The organism is Streptomyces sp. NPDC001100 (assembly GCF_053598575.1).
Genome location: NZ_JBSFKO010000018.1, coordinates 80,686 through 103,471, shown reverse-complemented (window position 1 = coordinate 103,471; position 22,786 = coordinate 80,686). Strand labels below are relative to the sequence as shown.

At 71.2% G+C, this 22,786-nt stretch carries 23 protein-coding genes and 2 pseudogenes; 14 read left to right on the top strand and 11 right to left on the bottom strand.

All coding sequences use genetic code 11. From position 1 onward, the window contains the following. The first annotated feature begins 88 nt into the window (after positions 1–88). Positions 89–538 carry a MarR family winged helix-turn-helix transcriptional regulator gene (locus tag ACWDEW_RS26005; RefSeq protein WP_450515443.1) on the top strand — a complete coding sequence of 150 codons (450 nt, stop codon included), beginning with the start codon at positions 89–91 and terminating at the stop codon, positions 536–538. 59 nt (positions 539–597) lie between these two features. After that, positions 598–1,035: an anti-sigma factor antagonist gene (locus ACWDEW_RS26000; RefSeq protein ID WP_450515441.1), complete on the top strand. Its 438-nt coding sequence runs from the start codon at positions 598–600 to the stop codon at positions 1,033–1,035. Here ACWDEW_RS26000 and tuf read toward each other — a convergent pair. Together tuf and ACWDEW_RS25990 are read right to left on the bottom strand one after the other, a co-directional pair. Continuing rightward, the gene (tuf, locus tag ACWDEW_RS25995) at positions 1,028–2,221 is read right to left on the bottom strand and encodes an elongation factor Tu (protein ID WP_450515439.1); all 1,194 of its coding nucleotides are present in this window, start codon (positions 2,219–2,221) and stop codon (positions 1,028–1,030) included. The genes ACWDEW_RS26000 and tuf overlap by 8 nt on opposite strands. Before the next feature lie 55 nt (positions 2,222–2,276). Continuing rightward, complete coding sequence (locus tag ACWDEW_RS25990) at positions 2,277–3,230, bottom strand: ribose-phosphate diphosphokinase (RefSeq protein WP_450515437.1); 954 nt, start codon at positions 3,228–3,230, stop codon at positions 2,277–2,279. 197 nt (positions 3,231–3,427) lie between these two features. Between ACWDEW_RS25990 and otr(A) the strand changes: the two genes are divergently transcribed. The 4 genes from otr(A) (at position 3,428) to ACWDEW_RS25970 (ending at position 8,363) form a co-directional block, all read left to right on the top strand. Further along, on the top strand, positions 3,428–5,290 hold the full coding sequence (gene otr(A), locus ACWDEW_RS25985; RefSeq protein WP_450515436.1) for a tetracycline resistance ribosomal protection protein Otr(A): 1,863 nt from the start codon (positions 3,428–3,430) through the stop codon (positions 5,288–5,290). Positions 5,291–5,546: 256 nt separating this feature from the next. Next, on the top strand, positions 5,547–6,209 hold the full coding sequence (locus ACWDEW_RS25980; protein ID WP_450515435.1) for a DUF4230 domain-containing protein: 663 nt from the start codon (positions 5,547–5,549) through the stop codon (positions 6,207–6,209). Positions 6,210–6,341: 132 nt separating this feature from the next. Further along, the gene (locus tag ACWDEW_RS25975; protein WP_450515433.1) at positions 6,342–6,968 is read left to right on the top strand and encodes a VanZ family protein; all 627 of its coding nucleotides are present in this window, start codon (positions 6,342–6,344) and stop codon (positions 6,966–6,968) included. Between the two features lie 153 nt (positions 6,969–7,121). After that, the gene (locus ACWDEW_RS25970) at positions 7,122–8,363 is read left to right on the top strand and encodes a ricin-type beta-trefoil lectin domain protein (protein ID WP_450515431.1); all 1,242 of its coding nucleotides are present in this window, start codon (positions 7,122–7,124) and stop codon (positions 8,361–8,363) included. Between the two features lie 11 nt (positions 8,364–8,374). On the opposite strand, the gene ACWDEW_RS25965 is transcribed toward ACWDEW_RS25970, so the two are convergent. Then, positions 8,375–8,611 (bottom strand): hypothetical protein, encoded by a 237-nt coding sequence (locus ACWDEW_RS25965; protein WP_450515429.1) that lies wholly within the window; start codon positions 8,609–8,611, stop codon positions 8,375–8,377. Between the two features lie 80 nt (positions 8,612–8,691). Here ACWDEW_RS25965 and ACWDEW_RS25960 point away from each other — a divergent pair, with 80 nt between their 5' ends. Together ACWDEW_RS25960 and ACWDEW_RS25955 are read left to right on the top strand one after the other, a co-directional pair. Beyond that, positions 8,692–9,714: a PHP domain-containing protein gene (locus ACWDEW_RS25960; protein ID WP_450515428.1), complete on the top strand. Its 1,023-nt coding sequence runs from the start codon at positions 8,692–8,694 to the stop codon at positions 9,712–9,714. 293 nt (positions 9,715–10,007) lie between these two features. Further along, positions 10,008–10,967 (top strand): SDR family NAD(P)-dependent oxidoreductase, encoded by a 960-nt coding sequence (locus tag ACWDEW_RS25955; protein ID WP_450515426.1) that lies wholly within the window; start codon positions 10,008–10,010, stop codon positions 10,965–10,967. A 4-nt stretch (positions 10,968–10,971) separates the two neighbouring features. Here the strand turns inward: ACWDEW_RS25955 and ACWDEW_RS25950 are convergent, their stop codons facing one another. The 4 genes and pseudogenes from ACWDEW_RS25950 to ACWDEW_RS25935 all read right to left on the bottom strand — a co-directional run. Further along, the gene (locus ACWDEW_RS25950; protein ID WP_450515424.1) at positions 10,972–11,625 is read right to left on the bottom strand and encodes a M15 family metallopeptidase; all 654 of its coding nucleotides are present in this window, start codon (positions 11,623–11,625) and stop codon (positions 10,972–10,974) included. Positions 11,626–11,655: 30 nt separating this feature from the next. Next, positions 11,656–12,945 carry an ROK family protein gene (locus ACWDEW_RS25945; protein ID WP_450515422.1) on the bottom strand — a complete coding sequence of 430 codons (1,290 nt, stop codon included), beginning with the start codon at positions 12,943–12,945 and terminating at the stop codon, positions 11,656–11,658. A 66-nt stretch (positions 12,946–13,011) separates the two neighbouring features. Then, the gene (locus ACWDEW_RS25940; RefSeq protein ID WP_450515420.1) at positions 13,012–13,980 is read right to left on the bottom strand and encodes a phosphotransferase family protein; all 969 of its coding nucleotides are present in this window, start codon (positions 13,978–13,980) and stop codon (positions 13,012–13,014) included. 24 nt (positions 13,981–14,004) lie between these two features. Beyond that, positions 14,005–14,519 (bottom strand): annotated as a pseudogene (locus tag ACWDEW_RS25935) (reductase); the annotation flags it as partial. On the opposite strand from ACWDEW_RS25935, the gene ACWDEW_RS25930 reads away from it, so the two are divergent. Next, positions 14,482–15,084, top strand: a complete 603-nt coding sequence (locus ACWDEW_RS25930; RefSeq protein ID WP_450515419.1) for a PAS domain S-box protein — start codon at positions 14,482–14,484, stop codon at positions 15,082–15,084. The pseudogene ACWDEW_RS25935 and the gene ACWDEW_RS25930 sit on opposite strands and share 38 nt — an antisense overlap. On the opposite strand, the pseudogene ACWDEW_RS25925 reads toward ACWDEW_RS25930, so the two are convergent. Beyond that, positions 15,059–15,304, bottom strand: a pseudogene (locus ACWDEW_RS25925) (DUF3626 domain-containing protein); the annotation flags it as partial. The gene ACWDEW_RS25930 and the pseudogene ACWDEW_RS25925 overlap by 26 nt on opposite strands. A 78-nt stretch (positions 15,305–15,382) precedes the next feature. Between ACWDEW_RS25925 and ACWDEW_RS25920 the strand changes: the two are divergent. After that, the gene (locus tag ACWDEW_RS25920) at positions 15,383–15,877 is read left to right on the top strand and encodes an FBP domain-containing protein (protein WP_450515417.1); all 495 of its coding nucleotides are present in this window, start codon (positions 15,383–15,385) and stop codon (positions 15,875–15,877) included. 28 nt (positions 15,878–15,905) lie between these two features. Here the strand turns inward: ACWDEW_RS25920 and ACWDEW_RS25915 are convergent, their stop codons facing one another. Beyond that, a complete protein-coding gene (locus ACWDEW_RS25915; protein ID WP_450515415.1) occupies positions 15,906–16,907 on the bottom strand; it encodes a quinone oxidoreductase family protein in 1,002 nt (333 codons plus the stop codon). A gap of 152 nt (positions 16,908–17,059) precedes the next feature. Here ACWDEW_RS25915 and ACWDEW_RS25910 point away from each other — a divergent pair, with 152 nt between their 5' ends. Continuing rightward, the gene (locus ACWDEW_RS25910) at positions 17,060–17,623 is read left to right on the top strand and encodes a CGNR zinc finger domain-containing protein (protein WP_450515413.1); all 564 of its coding nucleotides are present in this window, start codon (positions 17,060–17,062) and stop codon (positions 17,621–17,623) included. A gap of 15 nt (positions 17,624–17,638) precedes the next feature. Here ACWDEW_RS25910 and ACWDEW_RS25905 read toward each other — a convergent pair whose 3' ends face one another. Beyond that, complete coding sequence (locus ACWDEW_RS25905) at positions 17,639–18,232, bottom strand: TIGR03086 family metal-binding protein (RefSeq protein WP_450515411.1); 594 nt, start codon at positions 18,230–18,232, stop codon at positions 17,639–17,641. Between the two features lie 115 nt (positions 18,233–18,347). Between ACWDEW_RS25905 and ACWDEW_RS25900 the strand changes: the two genes are divergently transcribed. The 3 genes from ACWDEW_RS25900 (at position 18,348) to ACWDEW_RS25890 (ending at position 22,044) form a co-directional block, all read left to right on the top strand. Continuing rightward, on the top strand, positions 18,348–19,604 hold the full coding sequence (locus ACWDEW_RS25900; RefSeq protein ID WP_450515409.1) for an FUSC family protein: 1,257 nt from the start codon (positions 18,348–18,350) through the stop codon (positions 19,602–19,604). Positions 19,605–19,692: 88 nt separating this feature from the next. Then, positions 19,693–20,727 carry a hypothetical protein gene (locus tag ACWDEW_RS25895; protein ID WP_450515408.1) on the top strand — a complete coding sequence of 345 codons (1,035 nt, stop codon included), beginning with the start codon at positions 19,693–19,695 and terminating at the stop codon, positions 20,725–20,727. Positions 20,728–20,829: 102 nt separating this feature from the next. Further along, positions 20,830–22,044, top strand: coding sequence for a lactonase family protein (locus tag ACWDEW_RS25890; RefSeq protein ID WP_450515406.1), 1,215 nt, complete (start codon positions 20,830–20,832; stop codon positions 22,042–22,044). Here the strand turns inward: ACWDEW_RS25890 and ACWDEW_RS25885 are convergent. Then, on the bottom strand, positions 22,012–22,737 hold the full coding sequence (locus ACWDEW_RS25885; RefSeq protein ID WP_450515404.1) for a DUF2470 domain-containing protein: 726 nt from the start codon (positions 22,735–22,737) through the stop codon (positions 22,012–22,014). The two genes, ACWDEW_RS25890 and ACWDEW_RS25885, sit on opposite strands and share 33 nt — an antisense overlap. Positions 22,738–22,786 lie beyond the last annotated feature (49 nt).

Genomic DNA, 22,786 nt, shown 5'->3' with positions numbered 1-22,786 from the left:
TTTCAACCAACAGGATTCCTGTTGGTTTCTCGTCTGGTCCGCAGTCTCATTACAGACAGGTTTCCTGTCAATGCTCTAGGGTGAATCCATGGCTGAATCCCTGGTTGGCGCCCAAGCGACGAAGACACTCCCGTCCCTGCTGTACATGGTCAAGCAGGTGGAGCTGGTGGTCCGCTCGCGCCTGGACGAGCTGGTCAGGCCCTATGGCGTCACCGCCCTCCAGTACACCGCGCTCACGGTCCTGGAGCGACACGACGGCCTGTCGGCGGCGCAGCTGGCCCGCGACTCCTTCGTCACCGCGCAGTCCATCGCCGATCTGGTCCGCTCACTGGAGGGCCGCGGACTGATCCGCCGCGAGCGCAATCCGCGCAACCGGCGCGAGCTGCTGATCCTGCTCACCGGCGAGGGGCGCGAGCTGCTGGAGGGGTGCGCCGGGCCGGTGCGGGAGCTGGAGGAGCGGATGGTGCGCGAGCTCACAGCACACCAGAGCGAGCAGTTCCGCCAGGCACTTTCCAAGGCCTGGCACGCGCTGTCCTAGGCCCGGCCCGAACATCTCAGAAAGCTGTGGCTCGATTCGAAGACATATGTCAATCGAACATGCTCAAATTCACTCCATCGAGGGTAACTTTCAGGGCGGGGACTGTTGGAGGGGATGTGGTCGTGCAGCAGGAACCCGCGCCGCTCACCCGGCATCTGCGCATCCACCAGGACCGGGGGTTCACGGTGCTGGAGTTACGCGGCGAGATCGACATCGCCGCGGCGATGGAGATCATCCCGTATCTGGACCGGGCGACCGGCAGGCCGGGCGCACGTGTCGTGCTGGACCTGCGGCACGTCGAGTTCTTCGACTGCTCGGGTCTCCGCCTGCTCTTCCGTGCCCGGGTTCGGGTGCTCGACCGGGGCGGCAGGCTGCACCTCGTCTGCACCCATCCGCTGACCCTGCGCATCCTCCGGATCACCGGGCTCGCGCAACTGCTGCCGCCCCTTCCTACGCTGGAGGCGGCCATGGAGCAGGCGGAGACCACGCCTACCTGACGATGCGGGTGACCTGTCCCGCCCCCACCGTCCGGCCGCCCTCCCGGATCGCGAACTTCAAACCCTCCTCCATCGCGATGGGCTGGATCAGCTCGACATGCATGGTCGTGTTGTCGCCCGGCATGACCATCTCGGTGCCCTTCGGCAGGGTCACCACCCCGGTCACGTCCGTCGTGCGGAAGTAGAACTGCGGGCGGTAGTTGTGGAAGAAGGGCGTGTGCCGGCCGCCCTCGTCCTTGGACAGGATGTAGGCGCGGGCCTCGAACTCGACGTGCGGGGTGACCGATCCGGGTTTGATGACGACCTGGCCGCGCTCCACGTCCTCGCGCTTGACCCCGCGCAGCAGCAGTCCGACGTTCTCGCCGGCCCGGCCCTCGTCCAGAAGCTTCCGGAACATCTCGATGCCGGTGACGGTCGTCCTCGTCTTCTGCGGGTGGATGCCGATGATCTCCACCTCGTTGTTGACCTTGAGCACCCCGCGCTCGATCCGGCCGGTGACGACCGTGCCACGTCCGGTGATGGTGAAGACGTCCTCGATCGGCAGCAGGAACGGCCGGTCCACGTCCCGCGTCGGCTGGGGCACGAACTCGTCGACGGCGTCGAGGAGTTCGAGCACCGAAGCGGTCCACTCGGGGTCCCCTTCGAGGGCCTTGAGGGCGGACACCTTGACCACCGGCAGCTCGTCGCCGGGGAACTCGTACTCGGTGAGCAGCTCCCGCACCTCCAGCTCGACGAGTTCCAGGATCTCCTCGTCGTCGACCATGTCCGTCTTGTTGAGGGCGACGACGATGTACGGCACACCGACCTGCCGGGCCAGCAGGACGTGCTCCTTGGTCTGCGGCATGGGTCCGTCGGTGGCCGCGACGACCAGGATGGCGCCGTCCATCTGGGCGGCGCCGGTGATCATGTTCTTGATGTAGTCGGCGTGCCCGGGGCAGTCGACGTGCGCGTAGTGCCGGCGTTCGGTCTGGTACTCGACATGGGCGATCGAGATCGTGATGCCGCGCTGCCGCTCCTCGGGCGCCTTGTCGATCTGGTCGAACGGTGTGAAGGGGTTGAGGTCGGGGAACCGGTCGTGGAGCACTTTCGTGATGGCCGCTGTGAGAGTGGTCTTGCCGTGGTCGATGTGACCGATGGTGCCGACGTTCACATGGGGTTTGGTCCGCTCGAACTTCGCCTTCGCCACGGCGAGTCCTCCTGATCACCTCGGTGCTGCCGAGCGTTGCTCCGTCCCCTCATGTCTATTCGTTCGGCGGCGCGTCGAACAGGGCGCTGACGGACTCACCGTTGTGAATGCGGCGTACGGCCTCGGCTAGCGCCGGGGCGATGGACAGGATGCGCAGCTTCTCGGTGCGCTCCTCCTCCGGCACCGGCACCGTGTTGGTGCAGACGATCTCCAGCACGTCGGGCTGCTCCCCGATCCGCTTGAGCGCGCCTGCCGCGAACAGGCCGTGGGTGCAGGCGACCCGGATCGAGCGCGGGCCCAACTCCCTCAGCCGGTCCAGGAGTTCGAGCACTGTGCTCCCCTTGGCGATCTCGTCGTCCAGGACGATGACGTCCCGGTCCGCGATGTCACCGATCACCGAACTGATGACGACCCGGTCGTCGGCGTACCGCTGCTTGGCGCCGGCCGCCACCTGGGCGCCGATCAGCCGGGCGAACGCGGCGGCCTCCTTGGCGTTGCCGAGGTCCGGGGAGACGACGGTGGTGCGGGAGAGGTCGTACTGCCGGAAGTGCGCGGCGAGTTCACGCAGCGCGTGCAGATGGTCGACCGGCACCGAGAAGAAGCCGTGCACCTGCGGCGAGTGCAGGGTCATGGCCAGGACGCGGCTCGCGCCCGCCGCCACCATCAGGTCGGCGACCAGCCGGCCGCCGAGCGAGATGCGCGGGGCGTCCTTCTTGTCGGAGCGGGCGTAGGAGTAGTGCGGCATGACGACGGTGATCCGCCCGGCGGAGGCGCCACGCGCCGCGTCGCACATCAACAGCAGCTCGACCAGGTTCTCCTGGACCGGCTTGACCAGCGGCTGGATCAGAAAGACGTCACGTTCCCGGCAGTTGGCCTGGAGCTGTACCTCCAGGCAGTCGTTGGCGAACCGGCTGACCCGGGTCGGGCTGAGCGGTACACCGAGATGCGCGCAGACCTCCTTCGCCAACTCGGGATGGGCATTCCCGCTGAACACGGCGATGTCTCGCACGATCTGCTCCTCGCATGATCATTCCCGGCCGTGGTTCATGCTACTGACCCGCGAAAACGGGTTGCGTGCCGCCCACTCCTGCACGACATGATGGCGGCGCCCGTACTCCCCCGCATGTCAGGAGCCCCAGATGCGCCGACTCCTCGGAATCCACCGCCCTTCCCACTGGACGACGGTTCTTGAGGACTCGACCACGCATGCACACCCTGAACATCGGAATTCTGGCCCACGTCGACGCCGGTAAGACCAGCCTCACCGAGCGGCTGCTGTTCGACCACGGAGCGACCGAGCGGCTCGGCAGCGTCGACGCCGGTGACACCCGTACGGACGACGGCGCGATCGAGCGAGAGCGCGGGATCACCATCCGCTCGGCGGTCGCCGCGTTCACCGTCGGCGACACCCAGATCAACCTGATCGACACTCCCGGCCACTCGGACTTCATCGCGGAGGTCGAGCGTGCCCTGGAGGTGCTCGACGGCGCGGTCCTGCTGCTGTCCGCCGTGGAGGGCGTCCAGGCGCAGACGCGGATCCTGATGCGAACCCTGCGGCGGCTACGGCTGCCCACGCTCGTCCTCGTCAACAAGATCGACCGGGCGGGTGCCCGCGCCGACGGCCTCGTCGCGGACATCCGACGCCGGCTGACCCCGCACCTCGTACCGCTGACGGACGTGACGGGCCTCGGCACGCCCGGCGCCCGCGTACTGCCCCGCCCGCCCGGCGACCCGGACCTGGCCGAGGCCCTGGCCGACGTCGACCCGTCGGTCCTCGCGGCGGTCGTCGACGGCCCGCACCCCACCCCGGACGACCTGAGCAAGGCCCTCGTCACCCGCACCGCCGACGGCTCCCTCCACCCGCTCCTCTTCGGCTCGGCCCTCGGCGGCCAGGGAATCCCCGAACTGGTCGAGAACATGGTCCGGTTGATCCCGCCCGCACCGGCCGGCCGGGGCACCCCGCGAGGCACGGTGTTCGCGGTCCGCCCCGGCCCCGGCCGCGAACGCACGGCGTATCTGCGGCTCTACGACGGTGAGGTGGCCCCGCAGCAGCGGCTCACGTTCCGCCGGCACGGGGCGGACGGCCGGGCCGTCGAGGTCTCCGGACGGGTCACGCGGCTCGATGTGATCGGTCGGTCCGGGCCGCTCACCGCCGGGAACATCGGCGCGCTGACCGGCCCGAAGGACATCCGGGTCGGCGACCGGCTCGGTGAACTCACCGAGCGGGCACCGCAGTTCGCGCCGCCGACCCTGGAGACGGTCGTACGGGCCCGGCGTCCCGAACAGGCCGCGGCGCTGCGCTCGGCCCTCCTGGCACTGGCCGACCAGGACCCGCTGCTGCACGCACGGCCCGCCGCCTCCGGGGCGACCGTGCTGCTGCTGTACGGCGAGGTCCAGAAGGAGGTCCTGGCGGCGACCCTCCTCCAGGACTATGGCGTCGAGGCCGACTTCGAGCCGAGCCGGGTGCGGTTCCTGGAACGCCCTGCCGGAACCGGTGAGGCCTGCGACGAACTGCCGTGGCACGACGGCCGCCGCTACTGGGCGACGATCGGGCTGCGCGTCCAACCGGGAGAGCGCGGCTCCGGCGGGGTCTTCGCGTACGAGACCGAACTCGGCGCGCTCCCCCGCGCGTTCCACCAGGCCGTCGAGGACGCGGTCCACACGACCCTGCTCCGCGGCGGGCTGCAGGGCGCGCCCGTGACGGACTACCGGGTCACGCTCACCCGATCCGGATTCGTCGGCCCGCTCAGCACGGCGGGCGACTTCCGGGGTCTCACCCCGATCGTGCTGCGCCGGGCGCTGCGGCTGGCGCGGACGCGGCTGTACGAGCCGTTTGTCGCGTTCGAGACGGAGGTCCCGCAGGACGCGCTCGCGCCGGTGACCTCGCACCTCGCTTCCTGTCGCGCCGAGTTCACGGGGACGACCGGGGGCATCGGCTCCTGGCTGATCACCGGTGAGCTGCCGGCCCGGCGGGTGCGGGACGTGGAGTCGGCCCTGCCCGGGCTCACGCACGGTGAGGGGATGTGGTGGTCGCGTCCGTCCGGTGACCGTGAACTGCGGTCGCACTGAGGCGTGTTGGGGACATCCGTCGCCAGTGTCACAACATGGAGCGGACCGTGATCCGGAAAGGTCACGGGACGCATGGGGCGAGGCGGCCGGGAAATGCTGTCTGCGCGGTCGGCCAGGGCTCCTGGCGGGCCGGAACAGTGACGTTTCCCGCTTGTGCGCCCTCCGTGCCCCCGTCAGCGCGCCCGTTCCTCCAACGGGTCGGTCTGACAGGGAATTTGGGGGGCATGCGGATACCGAGGAAGGGAGGGCCGTCCCCATGACGACTTCCATCAGCCGTATACCCCGGCGGATGCCGGGCTGGGCGAAGGTGCTCACCGCCGTCGTCGTTGTGATCGCCGTGCTGTTCGCCGGGCTCCGGCTCGCCGTGCTCCCGGGCCTGCGGGACATCTTCGGCACCGAGACCCACGACCGTTCGGGTCCGGCGCTGCTCAAGTCCATCCAGGACATGAGCCGTTACGACGCGGCCTCAGGCAACTTCCAGGTCGTCGTGGATCTGGAGAAGGACGCCAAGTTCCTGCCCCAGGCGATCCGGGGCACCCGCACGCTCTACGTCGGCGCGGGCACCGTGGAGGGCTATGTCGACCTGGGCAAGCTCGGCAAGCAGGACGTGACGGTCAACGGCGACCGCACCTCGGCCAGCATCAAGCTGCCGCACGCGACGCTCGGCAAGCCCGCGCTGGACCCGGACCACTCGTACACGGTCTCCAAGCAGCGCGGTCTGCTGGACCGTCTGGGCGACATCTTCTCCGACAACCCCAACAGCGAGCAGGCCGTGCAGAAACTCGCCTCCAAGCACATCGCCGAGGCGGCGAAGACCAGCGGTCTGACCACGCGCGCCGAGACCAACACCACCAACATGCTCAAGGGCCTGCTCGGCTCGCTGGGCTTCACGACGGTGACCATCTCGTACGCGGCCTGAGCAGCCGTCGGCAACCCGTGTGCGGGCACATGCGCCGCACACGGGTTCCGTCCGTCCGTCACGGCATCCTCCGCCGAATCGGGGGTAACCGCCCTGCCAGACAGGGAAGTTGAAGACCGGAGGACCTCACGCATGGGCCGTACCGCCGCACGTCTGCGCCACATCTGGACCAGGCCCGAGACCAAGACCGGGCCGAAAGCGGCCCGCGCCCCGCGACAGTCGAAGCCCGAACCTCCCCAGCGCCACCGACTCCCCCTCCCGCTACGCGTGTTGGCCATGCTGCTCGGCTTCGTCTTCATGGTGGCGTTCGCCGTCGTACTGGCCAAGCTGACCCTGGAGCCGTCCCCCGCGTCGAAGGCGCTGGTGCACACCAATCTGCACCCCGGCCGCTCCCTGAAGGCCTATCTCGACCAGCCGGCCATGCGCGACGCCATCAAGCAGATCGGTGGGAACGTGGTGCTCGGCATCCCGTTCGGTGTGCTGGTGCCCGTGTTCGCGCCCCGGGCGCGCGGCATCCTGAAGGTGCTGCTGCTGACGGCGACCGTGATGCTCCTGGTGGAGTTCGCGCAGGGCGCGCTGATCACCGGGCGGGCCTTCGACATCGACGACGTCATCCTCAACACCTCGGGCGCGCTGATCGGTTGGGTCCTGCTGGGGCGCCGGCTCGGCCGGGCGGTGCACGCGCGAAAGCCCGCCGTGAAGGCGGCACGGACCACAAAGGCAGCGAAGGCGTCCAAAGCGCCGAAGGCCGCTTCGTAACGATCAACTACTGGCCCGGAACTTTCAACTACTGGTCCGTACCAAGGTATTGACGCTCTCCTTATCTCACTCCTTAAATCAAGAGGCGACGCTTTCACCCCCCACCTCAGTCGGCGTGTCGGTCCCCACGTCCGCCGCACAGAAGGGAATGCCGTGGCCTCCCCACGCGTACTCCGCAGATGCCTCTTCGCCGCCCTGTCCGCCGCACTGGTCGCGTCCGCCGCGATCGGTCCGGCGCAGGCGGCCTCCACGTCGGACGCCCAGGCCGACGCCACCACGTTCTCCGACACCTTCGACGGAGCGGCAGGCAGCGCCGTCAACTCCTCGAAGTGGACGCAGGAGACCGGCGACAACGTCAACAACCACGAGCGCGAGTACTACACGTCCGGCACCAACAACGCGGCCCTGGACGGCCAGGGCCACCTGGTGATCACGGCCAAGAAGGAGAACCCGGCCAACTACCAGTGCTGGTACGGCACTTGCCAGTACACCTCGGCCCGGCTGAACACCTCGGGGAAGTTCAGCGCGCAGTACGGCCATGTCGAGGCCCGGATGAAGATCCCGCGCGGGCAGGGCATGTGGCCCGCGTTCTGGATGCTCGGCACCGACATCGGCTCGGTCGGCTGGCCCAACTCGGGCGAGATCGACGTCATGGAGAACGTCGGCTTCGAGCCCTCCACGGTCCACGGAACCATCCACGGCCCCGGCTACTCCGGTGCCAACGGGATAGGCGCCGCCTACACGCTGGCCAACGGCGCGGCCTTCGCGGACGCCTTCCACACGTTCGCCGTCGACTGGGCGCCCAACTCGATCAAGTGGTCGGTCGACGGGGTCGTCTACGAGACGCGCACCCCCGCCGACGTGGGCGGCAACACCTGGGCGTTCAACAAGCCGTTCTTCCTGATCCTCAACCTGGCGGTCGGCGGCGACTGGCCGGGCGACCCGAACAGCGCCACGGCCTTCCCGGCCCAGCTGGTGGTGGACTCGGTGTCGGTCACCACGAGCGACACGGCCACCGGGGTGGCGATCAAGGGCCTCGCCGGCAAGTGCGTCGACGTCAACGGCGCGAACTCCGCCAACGGCACCGCCGTCCAGCTCTACGACTGCAACGGCAGCGCCGCCCAGCAGTGGACCGTGGGCTCCGACGGCACGATCCGCGCCCTCGGCAAGTGCCTGGACGTGAACGCCGGCGGCACCGCGGACGGCACCAAGGTCCAGCTCTACGACTGCAACGGCAGCGCCGCCCAGAAGTGGGCCGTCAGCTCGGCGAACGACATCGTCAACCCACAGGCCAACAAGTGCCTGGACGTCACCGGCAACAACTCGGCCAACGGCACCCCGCTGCAGATATGGACCTGCTCGGGCGGCGCCAACCAGAAGTGGACCGTTGGCTGAATCCGTAATGCCTAATGCGGCAACCAGGTGAACTTGTCCCCGCCGACCCAACGGACCACGTCCGGGTCGTCCAGGTCGCGGACCGTGATGCCGCACACGGCCGCGACCTGGAGGACGTCCGTGATCCCCGTGGCCTCGGCGACCATCTCCCCGTCGATCTCCACGATGCGGAACGGCGGGGTACCGGGCTGCACCTTGAGCACCATGATCCGCGGGGTCGAGATGTGCGGGCTGGCGATTTCGGTCATGCAATAGAGCCTAGAACGCATCAGGCGGTCGCGAGCGGTCCAAGGTTCCTGACCAGGGACCCCTCGCGGGAGGAGGCTCGATGGATCCCGTGCAGGCACTGGACCGGATCGCCTTCCTGCTGGAACGCTCCCTGGCCCCGACCTACCGCGTACGCGCCTTCCGTACGGCGGCCTGGGTGCTGGCGGCGCTCCCCGAGGGCGAGGTCGCCGAACGCGCGGCGGCCGGGACGCTGGAGTCCCTCAAGGGCATCGGCCCGAAGACCGCGCAGGTGGCCCGCGAGGCCCTGGACGGGCAGGTCCCCGCCTATCTGGAGCAACTGGAGGCCGAGGCCCCCGCCCCGTCCGGCCCCGGCGGCGAAGAGCTGCGGGCCCTGCTGCGCGGCGACTGCCACCTCCACTCCGACTGGTCGGACGGCGGCAGCCCGATCGAGGAGATGGGCCGGACGGCGGCCCGGCTCGGCCACGAGTGGGCCGTACTGACCGACCACTCGCCCCGGCTGACCGTGGCGCGCGGACTGTCGCCCGAGCGGCTGCGCGAGCAGCTGGACGTGGTGGCCGCGCTGAACGAGACCTGGGCGCCCTTCCGGCTGCTCACCGGCATCGAGTGCGACATCCTCGACGACGGCTCGCTGGACCAGGAACCGGAGCTGCTGGAGCGGCTCGACGTGGTGGTGGTCTCCGTGCACTCCAAGCTGCGCATGGAGTCCCGCGCCATGACCCGCCGCATGGTGGCCGCCGTACGGAATCCGCACGCGGACATCCTCGGGCACTGCACCGGGCGGCTGCTCATCGGACGGGACGGGGGTGCCGCGCGGCCGGAGTCGCAGTTCGACGCGGACGAGGTGTTCGCCGCGTGTGCCGAGTCGGGCACGGCCGTGGAGATCAACAGCCGTCCGGAGCGGCTCGACCCGCCGCGGCGGCTGCTGCGGAAGGCCGTGGACGCGGGGGTGCTGTTCTCGGTCGACACCGACGCGCACGCGCCCGGTCAGCTCGACTGGCAGATCAACGGCTGCGCGCGGGCGGAGGAGTGCGGCGTGCCCGCCGAACGGGTGCTGACCACCTGGTCCGCGGACCGGCTACTGGACTGGACCACTGGCAAGTGATGCACATCACCGCGTACGGCGGACCGCGCAGGAACACCCATCGGTAGTTCGCCGTTGAACAGACCGTGGGTGCGGAGGGAACAGTGTCCCCGGGCCTCAACCTCCGCCCACAGGGAAGATCGTTCGGCTGAAGCCCTGTGGAGCCTTTCGCCGCGAGGCGACCGCCTTCCGTGCCCACCCTTTGGCCGCCCCGGCCGTGATTCCCCCGTCGCGGTCGGGGCTTCCCCATGTCCGGATGCCCCGCGTCTGCTCCGCTTGACTTCGAGCGCACTTCAATTCGTAGCGTTCCAGGTATGACCACTGCACAGCACAAGATCGGTTCCGGATTCGACGCGAAGAGCACGGCCGACGACGTCCTGGAGGGCCTCGACCTCGGCGGGAAGCTCGCGATCCTCACCGGCGGCTACTCGGGCCTCGGCCTGGAGGCCACCCGCGCGCTGGCCAAGGCGGGCGCCCGAGTGGTCGTCCCCGCGCGGCGCCCCGACGCCGCCAAGGAGGCCGTGGCCGGGCTGCCCGGCGTCGAGGTGGACGAGCTGGACCTCGCCGACCTGGAGAGCGTGCGCGGCTTCGCCGAGCGGTTCCTCGCCTCCGGCCGGACCGTCGACTACATGATCGACAACGCCGGGATCATGGCCTGCCCGGAGACCCGGGTCGGGCCCGGCTGGGAGGCGCAGTTCGCCACCAACCACCTCGGTCACTTCGCCCTCGTCAACCGCCTGTGGCCCGCCATCGAGCCGGGCGGCGCCCGCGTGGTCTCGGTGTCCTCGCGCGCCCACCACTTCTCCGGGATGCGCTGGGACGACGTCCAGTGGACCCACGGCTACGACAAGTGGGAGGCGTACGGCCAGGCGAAGACCGCGAACGTCTTGTTCGCCGTCCACCTGGACAAGCTCGCCGCCGACCGCGGTGTCCGCGCCTTCTCCCTCCACCCCGGCGGCATCATGACGCCGCTGCAACGCCACATCCCCCAGGAGGAGATGATCGAGCGCGGCTGGATCGACGAGCAGGGCAACGTGCTGAACCCCTCGGGCTTCAAGACCCCGGAGCAGGGCGCGGCCACCGAGGTGTGGGCGGCGACCTCGCCCCAGCTGGCCGGCATGGGCGGCGTCTACCTGGAGGACTGCGACATCGCGGAGCCCGCCCCCGACGGCGACGAACGCTCCGGCGTCAAGTCCTGGGCGACCGACCCCGAGCAGGCGGCGCGGTTGTGGCAGCTGTCCGCGGAACTCACGGGTGTGAACGCCTTCGCGTAAGCCGTCACGGGAGTTCCTTCGCCCCGTACAGAGCGGCGGGCGCACCGGTCGTCAGCGCCCAGTAGCGGTCCCCGTACGACCAATGCCACCACTCTGTCGGGTAGTTGACCAGGCCGACCGCGCCGAGCGCGTTGCCCAGCACCGCTCGGTTGACCCGGGCTTCGGTGGTGATGTTCTCGGCGTCGGTGTAGCAGGCCCCGTCGCTCTGCTCCGGATTGGCGTTCATCGGGGTGCCCAGGTCGAGTTCGCGGCCGTGGGCGCCGGCGAGGGTGAGGTCGACGGCCGCGCCCGCGGGGTGCGGGGCGATCTCGGGCGGGGACACATAGCGACTGGCGGCGGACCGGATCCGGTCGGCGGACCAGTCCGGGTTGGCGGCGCGCAGCTCGTCGCCGTAGCCCTCGAAGTAGCGGCGCTGGAGGGTCGGCGGCCGGTAGCCCTCGACGAACAGCAGGCGCAGGCCGTCGGGCAGCAGGGCCTCCGCCTTTAGAAGGCGGTCCAACACGCCCTGGCGCAGGAGGAGTTCGGCGCCGTTGTCGGAGTCCTTGTTCTTGCGGTCGTCGACCAGCAGCACGTCGCTCACGTCGACGAGAGGTTCCCCGCACTCCTCGACGGGGACTGCGGTGACCCGGGCGTCGGACATCAGGATGATCTCACTCATGGAGTGATCATCTCCCACCGGCCCGTCGCCTCAGTGCGGTGCGCGTTCCTCCAGCGCCGTGCGCCAGGCCGGCGGTGGGCCCTCCGGTTCGGGCTCGGCGCGGCGGCCGCCCCGGGCGAAGAAGTCGGCGAGGGGGAGGATCGCGGCGCCGACGGTGACCGCGTCGGGGCCGAGGAGGCCCAGGTCGATGGTGACGCGTCCGGCGGGGTGGCGCAGCGCGTACGCGGTGGCGTGGTGGCGGACGGCGGGGAGGAAGCGGGAGCCGAGCTGGAGTCCGGCCCAGCCGCCGATGAGGATGCGCTCGGGCTGGAAGAGGTTGATCAGGTCGGAGAGGCCGGCGCCGAGGTATTCGGCGGTCTCCTCCAGGACGGCGAGCGCGACCGGATCGGCCTCGGCGCCTTCGGCCGGGTAGGCGGCGACCAGCAGCGCGGTCATCGCGGTCTCCTCGTCGGTGCCCTCGGGCGGGCGTCCGCCCTGCTCGCGCCAGCGGTCGAGGAGCGACTCCGCGCCCGCGTACGCCTCCAGACAGCCGAGGGCTCCGCATCGGCAGCGGCGACCGCGGACCCGTACGGTCAGATGGCCCCACTCGACGGCCCGGCCGTTCTCCACCTCGGGGGTCACCAGGCAGGCGCCGACGCCGGAGCCGAAGAGGACCACGATCGCGTTGCGCGCGCCGCGCCCGCCACCGAACCACATCTCGGCCTGGCCGAGGGTCTTGGCCCCGTTGTCGATGAAGTACGGGACGGCTTCGGGGAGTTGGGAGGTGGAGCGGAGGAGTTCTTCGAGGGGGACCGCGTCCCAGCCGATGGTCTGGCCGTGCACGACGGCGCCGTGGTCCGGGGTGTGCTCGACTATGCCGGGGACGCCGATGCCGACGCCGAGGAGCCGTCCGGGTGCGATGTCGGCGGCGGCGAGGACTTCGGCTATGCCGTCGCGGATGTGGCCGACGATGACCTCGACCTCGTACCGCTGCTGCTCCAACGGGCGTTCGGCGCGGGCGAGTTCGGTGAGGGTGAGGTCGAACAGCTCGACGCGGACCCGGGTCTCGCCGACGTCGACGCCGATCATGTGGCCGCTGTGCGGGGCGACTCGGAGGAGGGTGCGGGGACGGCCGCCGTCCGAGTCGACGCTGCCGGCCTCCTCCACCAGGCCGTCGGCGACGAGGTCCGCGACGACATTGCTGACCGAGCCGGAGCTGAGTCCGGTCGCCGGGCCCAGTTCGAAGCGGCTGAGGGGTCCGTCGAAGTACAGCCGTTGCAGCACGGCCGTGCGGTTGGCCCGCCTGAGGTCGCGTACCGTGCGCCCGTTCCGCCCCGCCATGTGGCTCCCTCCGAACCCTGCACCCTCTTAATTCACGCCCTGAACTAAGGGGCGGTGGAATGCACACTACGTGGTGGAAGCCGTCCCGTCGATCTCCCCGAGGGCGGCGAGCAGCTCGGGGCCGACCCGCTCGCGCCGCCAGCGGTTCTCCTCCGCGCCGAACTCCCTGGGAACCGCCTCGGTGAGCATGATCAGGTAGAGGTAGCTGCGGTAGAGGGCATAGCGGACGTCGGCCGACCGGTCGAACTCGGCCCGGCCGCCCGCTTCCCGGTAGCCCGCGAGGAACGCGTCGTCCTTCCTGATGTCGCCGAGCAGCGCCACGGAGACGAAGTCGGCGAGGGGATCGCCCCAGAACATGCGCTCGCCATCGATGAGTCCGCCGATGCGGGGCGTTCCGGAGGTGCGGTCGACCAGGACGTTGCCCCACCACAGGTCGAAGTGGACGGCGCGGGGGACGGTGATCTCGTCCAGGGTGGCGTAGGCGGAGCGGGCCGTTCGGGCGATGTCGTCGGCGGGCAGTGGCAACCAGGCCCGGTAGCGGCGGGCGTCGTCCAGGACGGCGTCGTAGAGCGTGGTGAACGCGGTCCGCCAGTCGGGGGCGAGGGGGCCGAGAGCGCCGGAGGGATAGCCGAATCCCGGGCCGGTGATCTCGTGCAGGCGGGCGAGCTGTCGGCCCAGCTCCGTACGCAGGACGGCCACTTCGCTGTCCGTGAGGGAATCTCCGTCCCAGGGTTCGCCGGGGCAGAGGGTCATCAGGAGGGTGTCGCCGTCGACGACCACCACGCGCGGTGCCGCCACCCCGGCCTTGGCGGCGGCGCCGTAGAAGTCGGCCTCGGAGACGAGCAGTTGGCGCTCGTGGGCGAGGCCGGGGGCGGTGGGGGCGGTCTTGAGGACGTAACGGCCGCCGTCGGTGAGGGTGAGTTCCTCGACGGTGTTGTAGGTGCCGCCGCCCATCGGGCGGAGGTGGGCGAGGCGGTCCGGCGGAATGCCCGCCGAGCCGAGGATCTTCCGGGCCCGCTCCCAGGAGTCCGTCACCGTGCGCCCACCTCTCCCTTTCGCTCAGCCGGCGGCGTACACGTCCTCGACGTAACGCCCGTCCGCCATCAGTCCGTTGAGCCACTGCTCGGCGGCCGGTTCGTCGGCGCCGGGCGTGCGGTCCCGGTACAGAGTACGGAACGCCTCCCGCACCCCCGGTGCCATGCGCACTCCGTCCCCGCACACGAACACCCGGGCGCCCGAGTCCAGCAGGGCCCACACCTCGTCCGCCTCGGCGGCGATCCGGCGCTGGACGAAGGTCGCTCCGCCCTCCGGGGCGGCGCTGAAGGCCAGGCGCAGCGAGACGGCGCCGGCACGCTCGGCGGCGCGCAGTTCGTCGGCGTGGAGGCAGTCGGCGTCGGGTGCGTCGCAGCCGAAGTAGCAGAGGGCCGGGCGAGTTGGGCTCCGGCGGCGAGCGCAGTCGTACGGTCGGCGATGGTGCCGCGGAAGGGGGCGAGGCCGGTGCCCGCCGCGATCATCACGACCGCGGTGGAGTCGTCGATGCGGAAGGCCTCGCGGCACGGCTGGACGCAGGCGTACGGCACGGTGCAGGTGGCCAATCCCGCGATGGCGGCCGAGTGCGGTACGACACCGGGGCGGCTGCGCGGACAGGACGTGCTGGACCTGTTCCGGCCGCAGGAGTCGGACCAGGTGGAGCGGATCGCGCAGGCGCTGCGGCTGCGGCACCGGTCGCGGTACCAGGTGTCGGTGCGCTGGCCGGCTCCGGACGGCACCGAGCGCCACGGGGAGCTGACGGCCGATCCGGTCAGTGACACGGTGGAGGACACCCCGGCGCTGCTGATGATGCTGCGCGTGCGGGACGAGGCCGAACCCGCCGAGCCGGTCCCCGCACGGGCCACCCCCGTCGAGGCCCGCATCCTGGCCCTGCTCGCCGGCGGCGCCACCACCGCCCGCGCGGCCCGCGAAACGGGCCTCACCGCCGACGGCGTGACCTATCACCTACGGCGCCTGTCGGCCCGCTGGGGCGCGGCGAACCGTACCGAACTGGTCGCCCGCGCCTATGCGTTGGGCGTACTCGCCACCGGCGTATGGCCACCGGTGGCAGCGGGACAGATCACCGGAATCCGCCGGGGTGGGCGGTGAGACCGCCGTTGCTGGTGCCGGTCACGAACTGCGAGTGGTACGTGCCGTCCTGGGCCAGCGCGTCGAGGATCGGGCGTCCGGCCGCCATGCGGTCGGGGTGGAAGTTGAGGGTGATGCGCAGTCCCGGATCGACGGCCGGGCCCGACGACCTGGCCGCGACATGGCGCAACGCCCGCGCCTGGCATGCCCCGACGTCCCCGAAATCCGTTGGCTCCCCCACCGCTCACCTCACTACCCTGGACCGAAACCTAGACCCCCTAGGTTTCGGAGACGGACACCGCCCCAGGAGACTCCCCCCATGAGATCACTCACCGAGCACGACATCCGCAACTCATTTGTCAACTGCTCGAAGGGCGAGGCGAAGCGACTGGCGGTCCCCCGCGATCTCGACAGCCGTCCGTGGGACGACCTGGACTTCCTGGGCTGGCGGGATCCGGGGGCGCCGGACCGCAGCTATCTCGTCGCCGAGCGGGCGGACGGGCCGGTCGGGGTCACCCTGCGGTTCCCGTCCGCGCAGCGCGGCTTTCTGCACCGGAGCATGTGTTCGCTGTGCGTGACGACCCACCCGGGCGGCGGGGTCTCCCTGATGACCGCGCGCAAGGCGGGCCCGGCGGGCCGTGAGGGCAATTCGGTCGGCCTGTACATGTGCACCGACCTCGCCTGCTCCCTCTATCTGCGCGGCAGGAAGATCCCCGAGTCGGGCATCCGCATCGAGGAGAGCCTGACCGTGGCGCAGCAGATCGAGCGGACGGTGGGCAATCTGACGGCCTTCCTCGACAAGCTGTACGTCTGACGTCGACCCCTGAGACGTGCGGCCTGCGTCACTCCCCCTGCACCGCGATGACGATCTTGCCCCGGTTGTCGCGGCGCTCCAGCCGCTCGTGGGCGGCACGTGCCTCTGCCAGGGGTACGACGGTCTCGATCGGCACGCGGTAGGCGCCGGCGGCGACCCGCTCGGCGAGTTCACGCAGGTCCGTGCGGGGGTCGTAGCCGCCGTGGACCTGGAGGTTGGTGAGCTGGAAGCCGAGGATCGAGGCGTTCTTCGGGTAGAAGTCGCGGGTGTCGACGGTGCTTGCCTCCAGGGCGACATTGGCGAGGGCGACGACCCGGCCGCCGTGTCCGATCTCGCGCAGGCTGCGGCCGAAGGCCGGGCCGCCGACGGTGTCGAGGACGACGTCCGCGCCGCGTCCGCCGGTCAGCCGCAGCACCTCGTCGACCTCGGCGTCGTCCGGGTGCGCCGAGGTGTCGATGGTCGCGTGGGCGCCGAACTCCCCTGCCCAGGCGGCCTTTTCGGGTGATCCGGCGAGCGCGACGACCCGGGCTCCGGTCTCGGCCGCGATCTGCACGGCCGCGCTGCCCACCCCGCTCGCGGCGGCCTTCACGACCACCGTGTCCTCCTTGGTGACCCGGGCGAGGTGCCGCAGGCAGTACCAGGCCGACAGCCAGGCGACGGGCAGCGCGGCGGCATGCGTGAGCTCGATCCCGTCGGGCAGGGCGGTCACCTGGGTCGCGGGGACGGCCGCCAACTCGGCGTAGAAACCGGGTGAGTTCACGCCGTCGAGGGCCACGACCCGCTGGCCGAGCGAGAATCCGGTGACGCCCTCCCCCAACGCGGCGACGGTTCCGGCGCCTTCCACCCCCGGGATCAGCGGCGGGCGTCCGGCCCGGTGGTAATTACCGGACCTGATCAGGGCGTCCGCGCGGTTCACGCCCGCCGCGGCGACCCGCACCAGCACCTGCCCCGGACCCGCGACCGGGTCGGGCGCCTCGACCGGCACCAGCACCTCGGGCCCGCCGAACTCGTCGATCCGTACCGCACGCATACAGCTACCCACTCCCTGTCGCGGCCACCGAACCCGGCCGACACCTCTTGAACTGGTGTCACCATGCGACACCGGACGAACCGGTGTCAAGGCCGGCCGACGTTCCTCGCGCACACCGCATGAACCGGTGTGCGCGAGGTAGGCTCGCCGCCATGACCACCCCGCCCGTCTTCCCGTTCATCGGCGGACGCCCGTGCCTGAACTTCGTGGCGACGCTCGGCAAACGGCACGCCACCCCCGTCGAACGGCTCCCCGATCCGGCCGCCCTGGCCGCCTGGATCACGGCGGCGGAGCTGTCGACCGACACCGAACCGGTGCGGGTCACGGCCCGGGATCTGACCGACGCGCGCACCCTGCGCGAGGCGCTCTACCGGGTCGTACAGGACGCGATGGCCGGGCGGGAACCGGCGGCGGCCGATGTCGAGCGGGTCAACGAGGCCGCCGCGCGCCCGGATCTCGCGCCCCAACTGGGCGAGCGGCGCTGGAAGTCGGCGCATCCGGCGCGCGCGGCGCTGGCGACGATCGCCCGGGACGGCGTCCTGCTGGTGGGCGGTCCGCTGCTGGAGCGGGTCAAGGAGTGCGAGAACCCGGAGTGTTCCCTGCTGTTCCTGGACGACTCCCAGGCCCGCCGCCGCCGCTGGTGCTCGATGGACCGCTGCGGCAACCTCGCGAAGATCGCGGGCTACCGGTCGCGCAGCCGGGCGGCCGTGACGTGACCAGGTGAAGCCGGGTCAGGACCCGGCGGGCGTCCAGTGCGGGTCGCGGCCGAGGAAGGCGAGGAGTGTCTCGGCCCGGTCGTACTCGGCCGTCACCTCGCGGGCGGGTGCGAACACCTGGTAGGCATCGCGGAGTTGGTCGACGAGCCGGTCCGCGGCCGGCCAGATGCCTTCCGCCAGGTCCGCCTCCAGTGGCCGGTTCTGGCCGGTGGCCACCGCGATGTCCCAGGCGTGCACGGCCGCGTCCATGGCGGCCGTCGCCGCGGCGAGCGGGAGGGGCATCGGGCCCAGCGGGGTCGGCACCCGGTCGGCGTCGGCGGGCAGTGCGGCATAGGCTTCGGCGACCGCGCGGAGCACTTTGTCGAGTTCGGCGAGCGGGTCCCCGTCCAGGGCGTCCACGGGGTGGAAGGGGTCGGAGTCGGGCCGGTCGCCGGTGAGGACGAGGCCGTAGGCCTGCTGGTCGATGCGGGCGTGGTTGAGTACCTGACGTACCGTCCACTCGCTGCACGGCGTGGGTGCCGACCACGCGCTCCGGGGCACGGCGGCGATCACCTCGCGCAGGTAGTCGTGCGAGCGGGTCAGTACCTCGATGCCCTGGGTCTTCGTCATGACTGTCGGCCTCCCCTTCGTCCCGTCCGGTGATGACAATCTAGGAGGCCATGCGGACAGTTATGGTCCGCAATGGGTACGTTCGGCGCGTTCGCGAGGAGGGAATAGGCCAAGGATGCGAGACGTCCGGGAGTGGACCACGCCACTGGTGCGGTTCGTGGGGCGGCGGCACCGGGACCCGGTGCTCGTCCAGACGCTGCGGTCGGCCACCGCGGCGACGGTCGCCTATGTCGTCGCGCTGCGTCTGAGCCCGGAGCCCGCGCCGCTGACCGCTCCCCTGACCGCGCTCCTGGTCGTCCAGGTCACGCTCTACGCCACCCTCACCAACGGCATCCGCCGGGTGAACGCCGTGGTCGCGGGCGTGCTCGTCGCCATCGCGTTCAGTCTGCTCGTCGGGCTGACCTGGTGGAGCCTGGCCCTGCTGATCGTGGCCTCGCTGGTCGTCGGGCGACTGGTCAAAGTTGATGAGTACGTGCCCGAGGTGGCGATCAGCGCGATGCTGGTCCTCGGGGTCACCACGGTCGGGAACACGGCCTGGGCGCGGGTGGTGGAGACCCTGATCGGGGCGGTCGTGGGGTTCGCCTGCAATCTGCTGCTGGCTCCCCCGGTGTGGGTGGACGAGGCCGGCGAGTCCATTGAGGGCCTGGCCCGCCGGCTGCGGCGGCTGATGCGGCGCATGGGCGAGGAGGCGGCGGGCCGCACCCCCGTCGACCACGCCACCGCGCGGCTGCACGAGGCCCGCCGCCTCGACCACGACATCGTCGAGGTGGACGCGGCCCTGAGGCAGGCCGAGGACAGCCTGCGGCTCAATCCGCGGGTACGGGAGGGGCTGCTGCACCGGGTCGTGCTGCGGACGGGTCTGGACACCTTGGAGATCTGCACGGTCGTGCTCCGTGTCCTCGCGCGCACCTTCACCGACCTGGCGAAACAGCGCGACCCCGAGCCGCTGTTCGCAGTGCCGACGGGCGCCGCCGTAGAACAGTTGCTGTCCGAGATCGGTGACGCGGTGGTCAGTTTCGCGGTGCTGGTGACCACCGATGTGAGTGTGAGCGCGGAGTCGGCGGAGGCGCGGCTCACCGCCGAGCTGCACACGGCCGCCGCGACCCGCGACAAGCTGGCGCAACTGCTCCTGGAGGAGGTCCAGCGCGACGCGGCCCAGTGGCAGCTGCTGGGTGCCATGCTCACCGAGGTCAACCGCATGCTGGACGAGCTGGACACCGAACACCGCTCGCGGCGGCTGCTGGAGGAACTCGACCGGTGCGCCGGTGAGCAGCGCCAACGCCTGCCGTGGCTGATCTGGCTGCGGGAGCGGGTGGGTGTGCCGGAGCGGCTGCGCAGGAACCGGGACACGGGCGCCGATCGTTCTAGGTGACGGAGTCACCCGGGGGCGGACCGTCCCCGGCACACAGCACGGCCACGGGGCGGACCGCCCCTGGCAGCGCGGCGACGGGGGCGGACGTATGACCGACAGCACCGTACGGATCGACGGGAACACCTTGCGACTGCCCGGTGGGGTGGCGGTGCGGTTCATCCGCACGCTGCGCCTGCCCGAGACGGGGACGCATCCGCTGCCGCCGGGGCTCGGCGAGTTCCCGGTCCGGCGGGTCGCGGACTTCCCGGACACGGTGCCCGGGGAGTGGCGGGCGCGGGGCGGGGTGATGCTGCCGGTGTATCTGCGCGAGGCGATGTGGCTGAGCTTCGCGGGCACGGCCGAGCCCGCCGCCCTCCAGGTCGGCGTGGGCAAGGTGTGCGCGGTCTCCGGGAAGCCGTGGAGCGACCGGCTCTCCCGCGCGCCGCAGAACTACCTCGTACTTCCACGTCAGCCCTGGCTCGACGGCATCAACTCCGGCAAGGGAACGGTCCGCCAGTTCGTGGCCGTCCCGCTCGGCCTGGGCGCGACCGTCGAGGGCCAGGTCACGGGCGAGGAGGTGTGGGGTGGCGTCCAGTTGCAGTCCTTCCCGCTCACCGGACGGGAGTTGGCCAAGTGGCGCGAGGACGAGCGGCGCCGCTCGGAGCGGGCCCGCGCGATCACCATGCCCTCCGGGGGCTACGGCGCTCCGCCCATGCCGATGGCCGCGCAGGCCGCCCCCGCGCCCGGTGCTCCGGCGGCGTCTCCCCGCATGGGTCTCGGTGTCGGCGGTTCGATGCGCCAGGAGGTCTACGAGGACGACCGCCCGCTGACGGACTGGGCCAAGAAGCCCGCCGGGCGGGTCTTCGTGCACCTCGTGACGCCTCCGGAGTGGCGCCGCATCACCGGCGAGGAGCCGCCGCCGTCGCCGGTGGACCGGGCCGCGTACACCCGGGCGGGGCTGCCCTGGTTCGACTACTACGACCAGGACGCCGAGGACCTCGCCCCGACCGACACCCTGGAGGCGGTGAAACCCGTGGGCGACTGGCTCGGTGACGACCACGACCCCTGGCAGCAGCCCGCCCCCGGCCAGGTGCAGCCCCTCAAGGACGCCAAGGGCAAGCCCGTGGAGGACGGCGACTGGTAGACCCACTCACCCATTGCACCCTCCGCAACGCGCGTTGCCGTTCTTGCGCTCGACGGGCCGTCCACGCCAAGGTTGCCCTGACGACGACCTGAGGGTGTGGGCATGAGCAGTGGTGCGGACGCGTCACGGGGCGGTTGGAGTCGACGCCGTTTCCTGGGTGCCCTGGGCGGAACCGCGGCCGTGGTCGCGGTGCCGTCACCGGCCTCGGCCCCGGCCGACCCCGAATCCACTCCCGCGGCGACCCCGGCACCAACCCCCAGTACCCACCGCACCGGCAGGGCCGCCGCCCCCCGCCCCCTCTACCTCGGCACGTACACCTCGGTCGACGGCGGCGGCACGGGCATCGGCCTGGCCACCTACGACCCGGCGACCGGCCGGATCACCGGCGCCGGGACGCTCAGCGGAGTCGCCGACCCGTCCTACCTCGCCGTGCACCCCGACGGCCGCACGCTGTACGCGGTCGACGAGCAGACGGCCGGCGCGGTGACCGCCGTACGACTGGCGGACCGCAAGATCCTCGGCGCGCGGAGCACCGGCGGCGCGGGCCCCTGCCATCTGTCGGTGCATCCCACCGGGCGCTGGCTGCTCAGCGCCAACTACACGTCCGGCAGCGTGGCCGTGCACCCCATCGACGCGGCGGGCGCGCTCGGCGAACGCACCGCCCTGGTCGAGCACTCCACTCCGCAGCCGGGCCCGGGCCAGGACGGCCCGCACGCGCACCAGTTCGTCACCAGTCCCGACGGCGGCCATGTCCTCGCCGTCGACCTGGGCACCGACACGGTCTACACCTACCGCCTGGACACCACGAAGGGCACGCTCACCGAGGTCTCCCAGGCGCACACCCGGCCGGGCGCGGGCCCGCGCCACCTCACGTTCCACCCTGGCGGCACGTACGCCTACCTGGCCAACGAGGTCGACGACACCGTCGCGGTCTGCGCCTACGACCAGGCCACGGGCGCCCTCTCCATCGGCGACCCGCAGTCCAGCGGAAGCACGGGCGACACGACCAACTACCCGGCGCAGATCCTGGTGACGTCGAACGGTTCGTACGCCTATCTCGCCAACCGGGGCGACAACACCCTGGCGCGCTACGCCGTCGAGGCGGACGGCGCCCGGCTCCGGCTGCTCGACACCGTACCGGTGAACGGTGACTTCCCCCGGCAGATCGCCTTCTCGCCGGACGGGGCGCTGCTGTTCGCCGCGAACCAGAAGTCGGGCACGGTCAGCGTGTTCCTGGTGGACGGGGAGAGTGGTGAACTGCGGCTCGCGGGCGCGCCGTTCGCCTCACCGGTCGCCGTCTGTGCGCTGCCGCTGTAGGGGACGCGGACAGGACGCGGCGCCGGCCTGGGTGAGCAGCACATGCATCCGTTCGGTGAGGTGGGCGACCGTGTCGGCGGGCGCGTGAAACGGCAGTCGTACGTCGCCCTGGGCGCGGGCGCGCTCGATGCGCAGGGTCAGTCCGTGCCGGTCGACGGCGAGAGGCTGGACGCGGACTGCGCCGTGCAGGCTGTCGGGCTCGACGAGGCGGGTGAGCCGCTCGACCGCGTCGGAGTGGCAGTCGGCGAGGTGGGTCAGCAGCTGGGCCTCGGCCAGGGCCAGCGGGTCGGGTTCGGCGGCGGCGAACTCGTCGAGGTCGATGACCACCGCGCCGGTCGCGGAGCGCAGCACCACGCGTGTGGGACTGAAAGCCAGTCGGCCGTCCTCGGGGACGAACCAGCCGGCGAGCCACACGCGGGCCCGGATGCGGTTGCGCACGGGGACGGGCGCGACGTCCGCGAACTCCAGCACTGCGGACGGCTCGCCGCGCGGCGCGCAGATCGCGGCGGTCAACAGGGCGCTGTTCTCGGGCACTTGAAGAAGCACTCGGCCGTCGTCGTCCACGCTGTGCGCGCCGACGAACTCCTCGCGACCGCCCTCCGCGGTCACCGCGCAGGACCATGCGGCGGCGAGCACCGAGCGGGCCCGCTCGGCCGCGGCAGGCACGGCCGTCCACGTCTGGCTGTCACCCATCCCTGAACCTCCTTAGGTAAGCCTTGCCTAACTTACCGAAGATCGGGGC

Bases quoted from the DNA above. Each gene is read 5' to 3' on its own strand.
- ACWDEW_RS26005 (WP_450515443.1), top strand. From the start codon at position 89: ATGGCTGAATCCCTGGTTGGCGCCCAAGCGACGAAGACACTCCCGTCC.
- ACWDEW_RS26000 (WP_450515441.1), top strand. From the start codon at position 598: ATGCTCAAATTCACTCCATCGAGGGTAACTTTCAGGGCGGGGACTGTT.
- ACWDEW_RS25980 (WP_450515435.1), top strand. From the start codon at position 5,547: ATGACGACTTCCATCAGCCGTATACCCCGGCGGATGCCGGGCTGGGCG.
- ACWDEW_RS25975 (WP_450515433.1), top strand. From the start codon at position 6,342: ATGGGCCGTACCGCCGCACGTCTGCGCCACATCTGGACCAGGCCCGAG.
- ACWDEW_RS25965 (WP_450515429.1), bottom strand. From the start codon at position 8,611: ATGACCGAAATCGCCAGCCCGCACATCTCGACCCCGCGGATCATGGTG.
- ACWDEW_RS25960 (WP_450515428.1), top strand. From the start codon at position 8,692: ATGGATCCCGTGCAGGCACTGGACCGGATCGCCTTCCTGCTGGAACGC.
- ACWDEW_RS25955 (WP_450515426.1), top strand. From the start codon at position 10,008: ATGACCACTGCACAGCACAAGATCGGTTCCGGATTCGACGCGAAGAGC.
- ACWDEW_RS25950 (WP_450515424.1), bottom strand. From the start codon at position 11,625: ATGAGTGAGATCATCCTGATGTCCGACGCCCGGGTCACCGCAGTCCCC.
- ACWDEW_RS25945 (WP_450515422.1), bottom strand. From the start codon at position 12,945: ATGGCGGGGCGGAACGGGCGCACGGTACGCGACCTCAGGCGGGCCAAC.
- ACWDEW_RS25930 (WP_450515419.1), top strand. From the start codon at position 14,482: ATGCGGAAGGCCTCGCGGCACGGCTGGACGCAGGCGTACGGCACGGTG.
- ACWDEW_RS25920 (WP_450515417.1), top strand. From the start codon at position 15,383: ATGAGATCACTCACCGAGCACGACATCCGCAACTCATTTGTCAACTGC.
- ACWDEW_RS25915 (WP_450515415.1), bottom strand. From the start codon at position 16,907: ATGCGTGCGGTACGGATCGACGAGTTCGGCGGGCCCGAGGTGCTGGTG.
- ACWDEW_RS25910 (WP_450515413.1), top strand. From the start codon at position 17,060: ATGACCACCCCGCCCGTCTTCCCGTTCATCGGCGGACGCCCGTGCCTG.
- ACWDEW_RS25905 (WP_450515411.1), bottom strand. From the start codon at position 18,232: ATGACGAAGACCCAGGGCATCGAGGTACTGACCCGCTCGCACGACTAC.
- ACWDEW_RS25900 (WP_450515409.1), top strand. From the start codon at position 18,348: ATGCGAGACGTCCGGGAGTGGACCACGCCACTGGTGCGGTTCGTGGGG.
- ACWDEW_RS25895 (WP_450515408.1), top strand. From the start codon at position 19,693: ATGACCGACAGCACCGTACGGATCGACGGGAACACCTTGCGACTGCCC.
- ACWDEW_RS25890 (WP_450515406.1), top strand. From the start codon at position 20,830: ATGAGCAGTGGTGCGGACGCGTCACGGGGCGGTTGGAGTCGACGCCGT.
- ACWDEW_RS25885 (WP_450515404.1), bottom strand. From the start codon at position 22,737: ATGGGTGACAGCCAGACGTGGACGGCCGTGCCTGCCGCGGCCGAGCGG.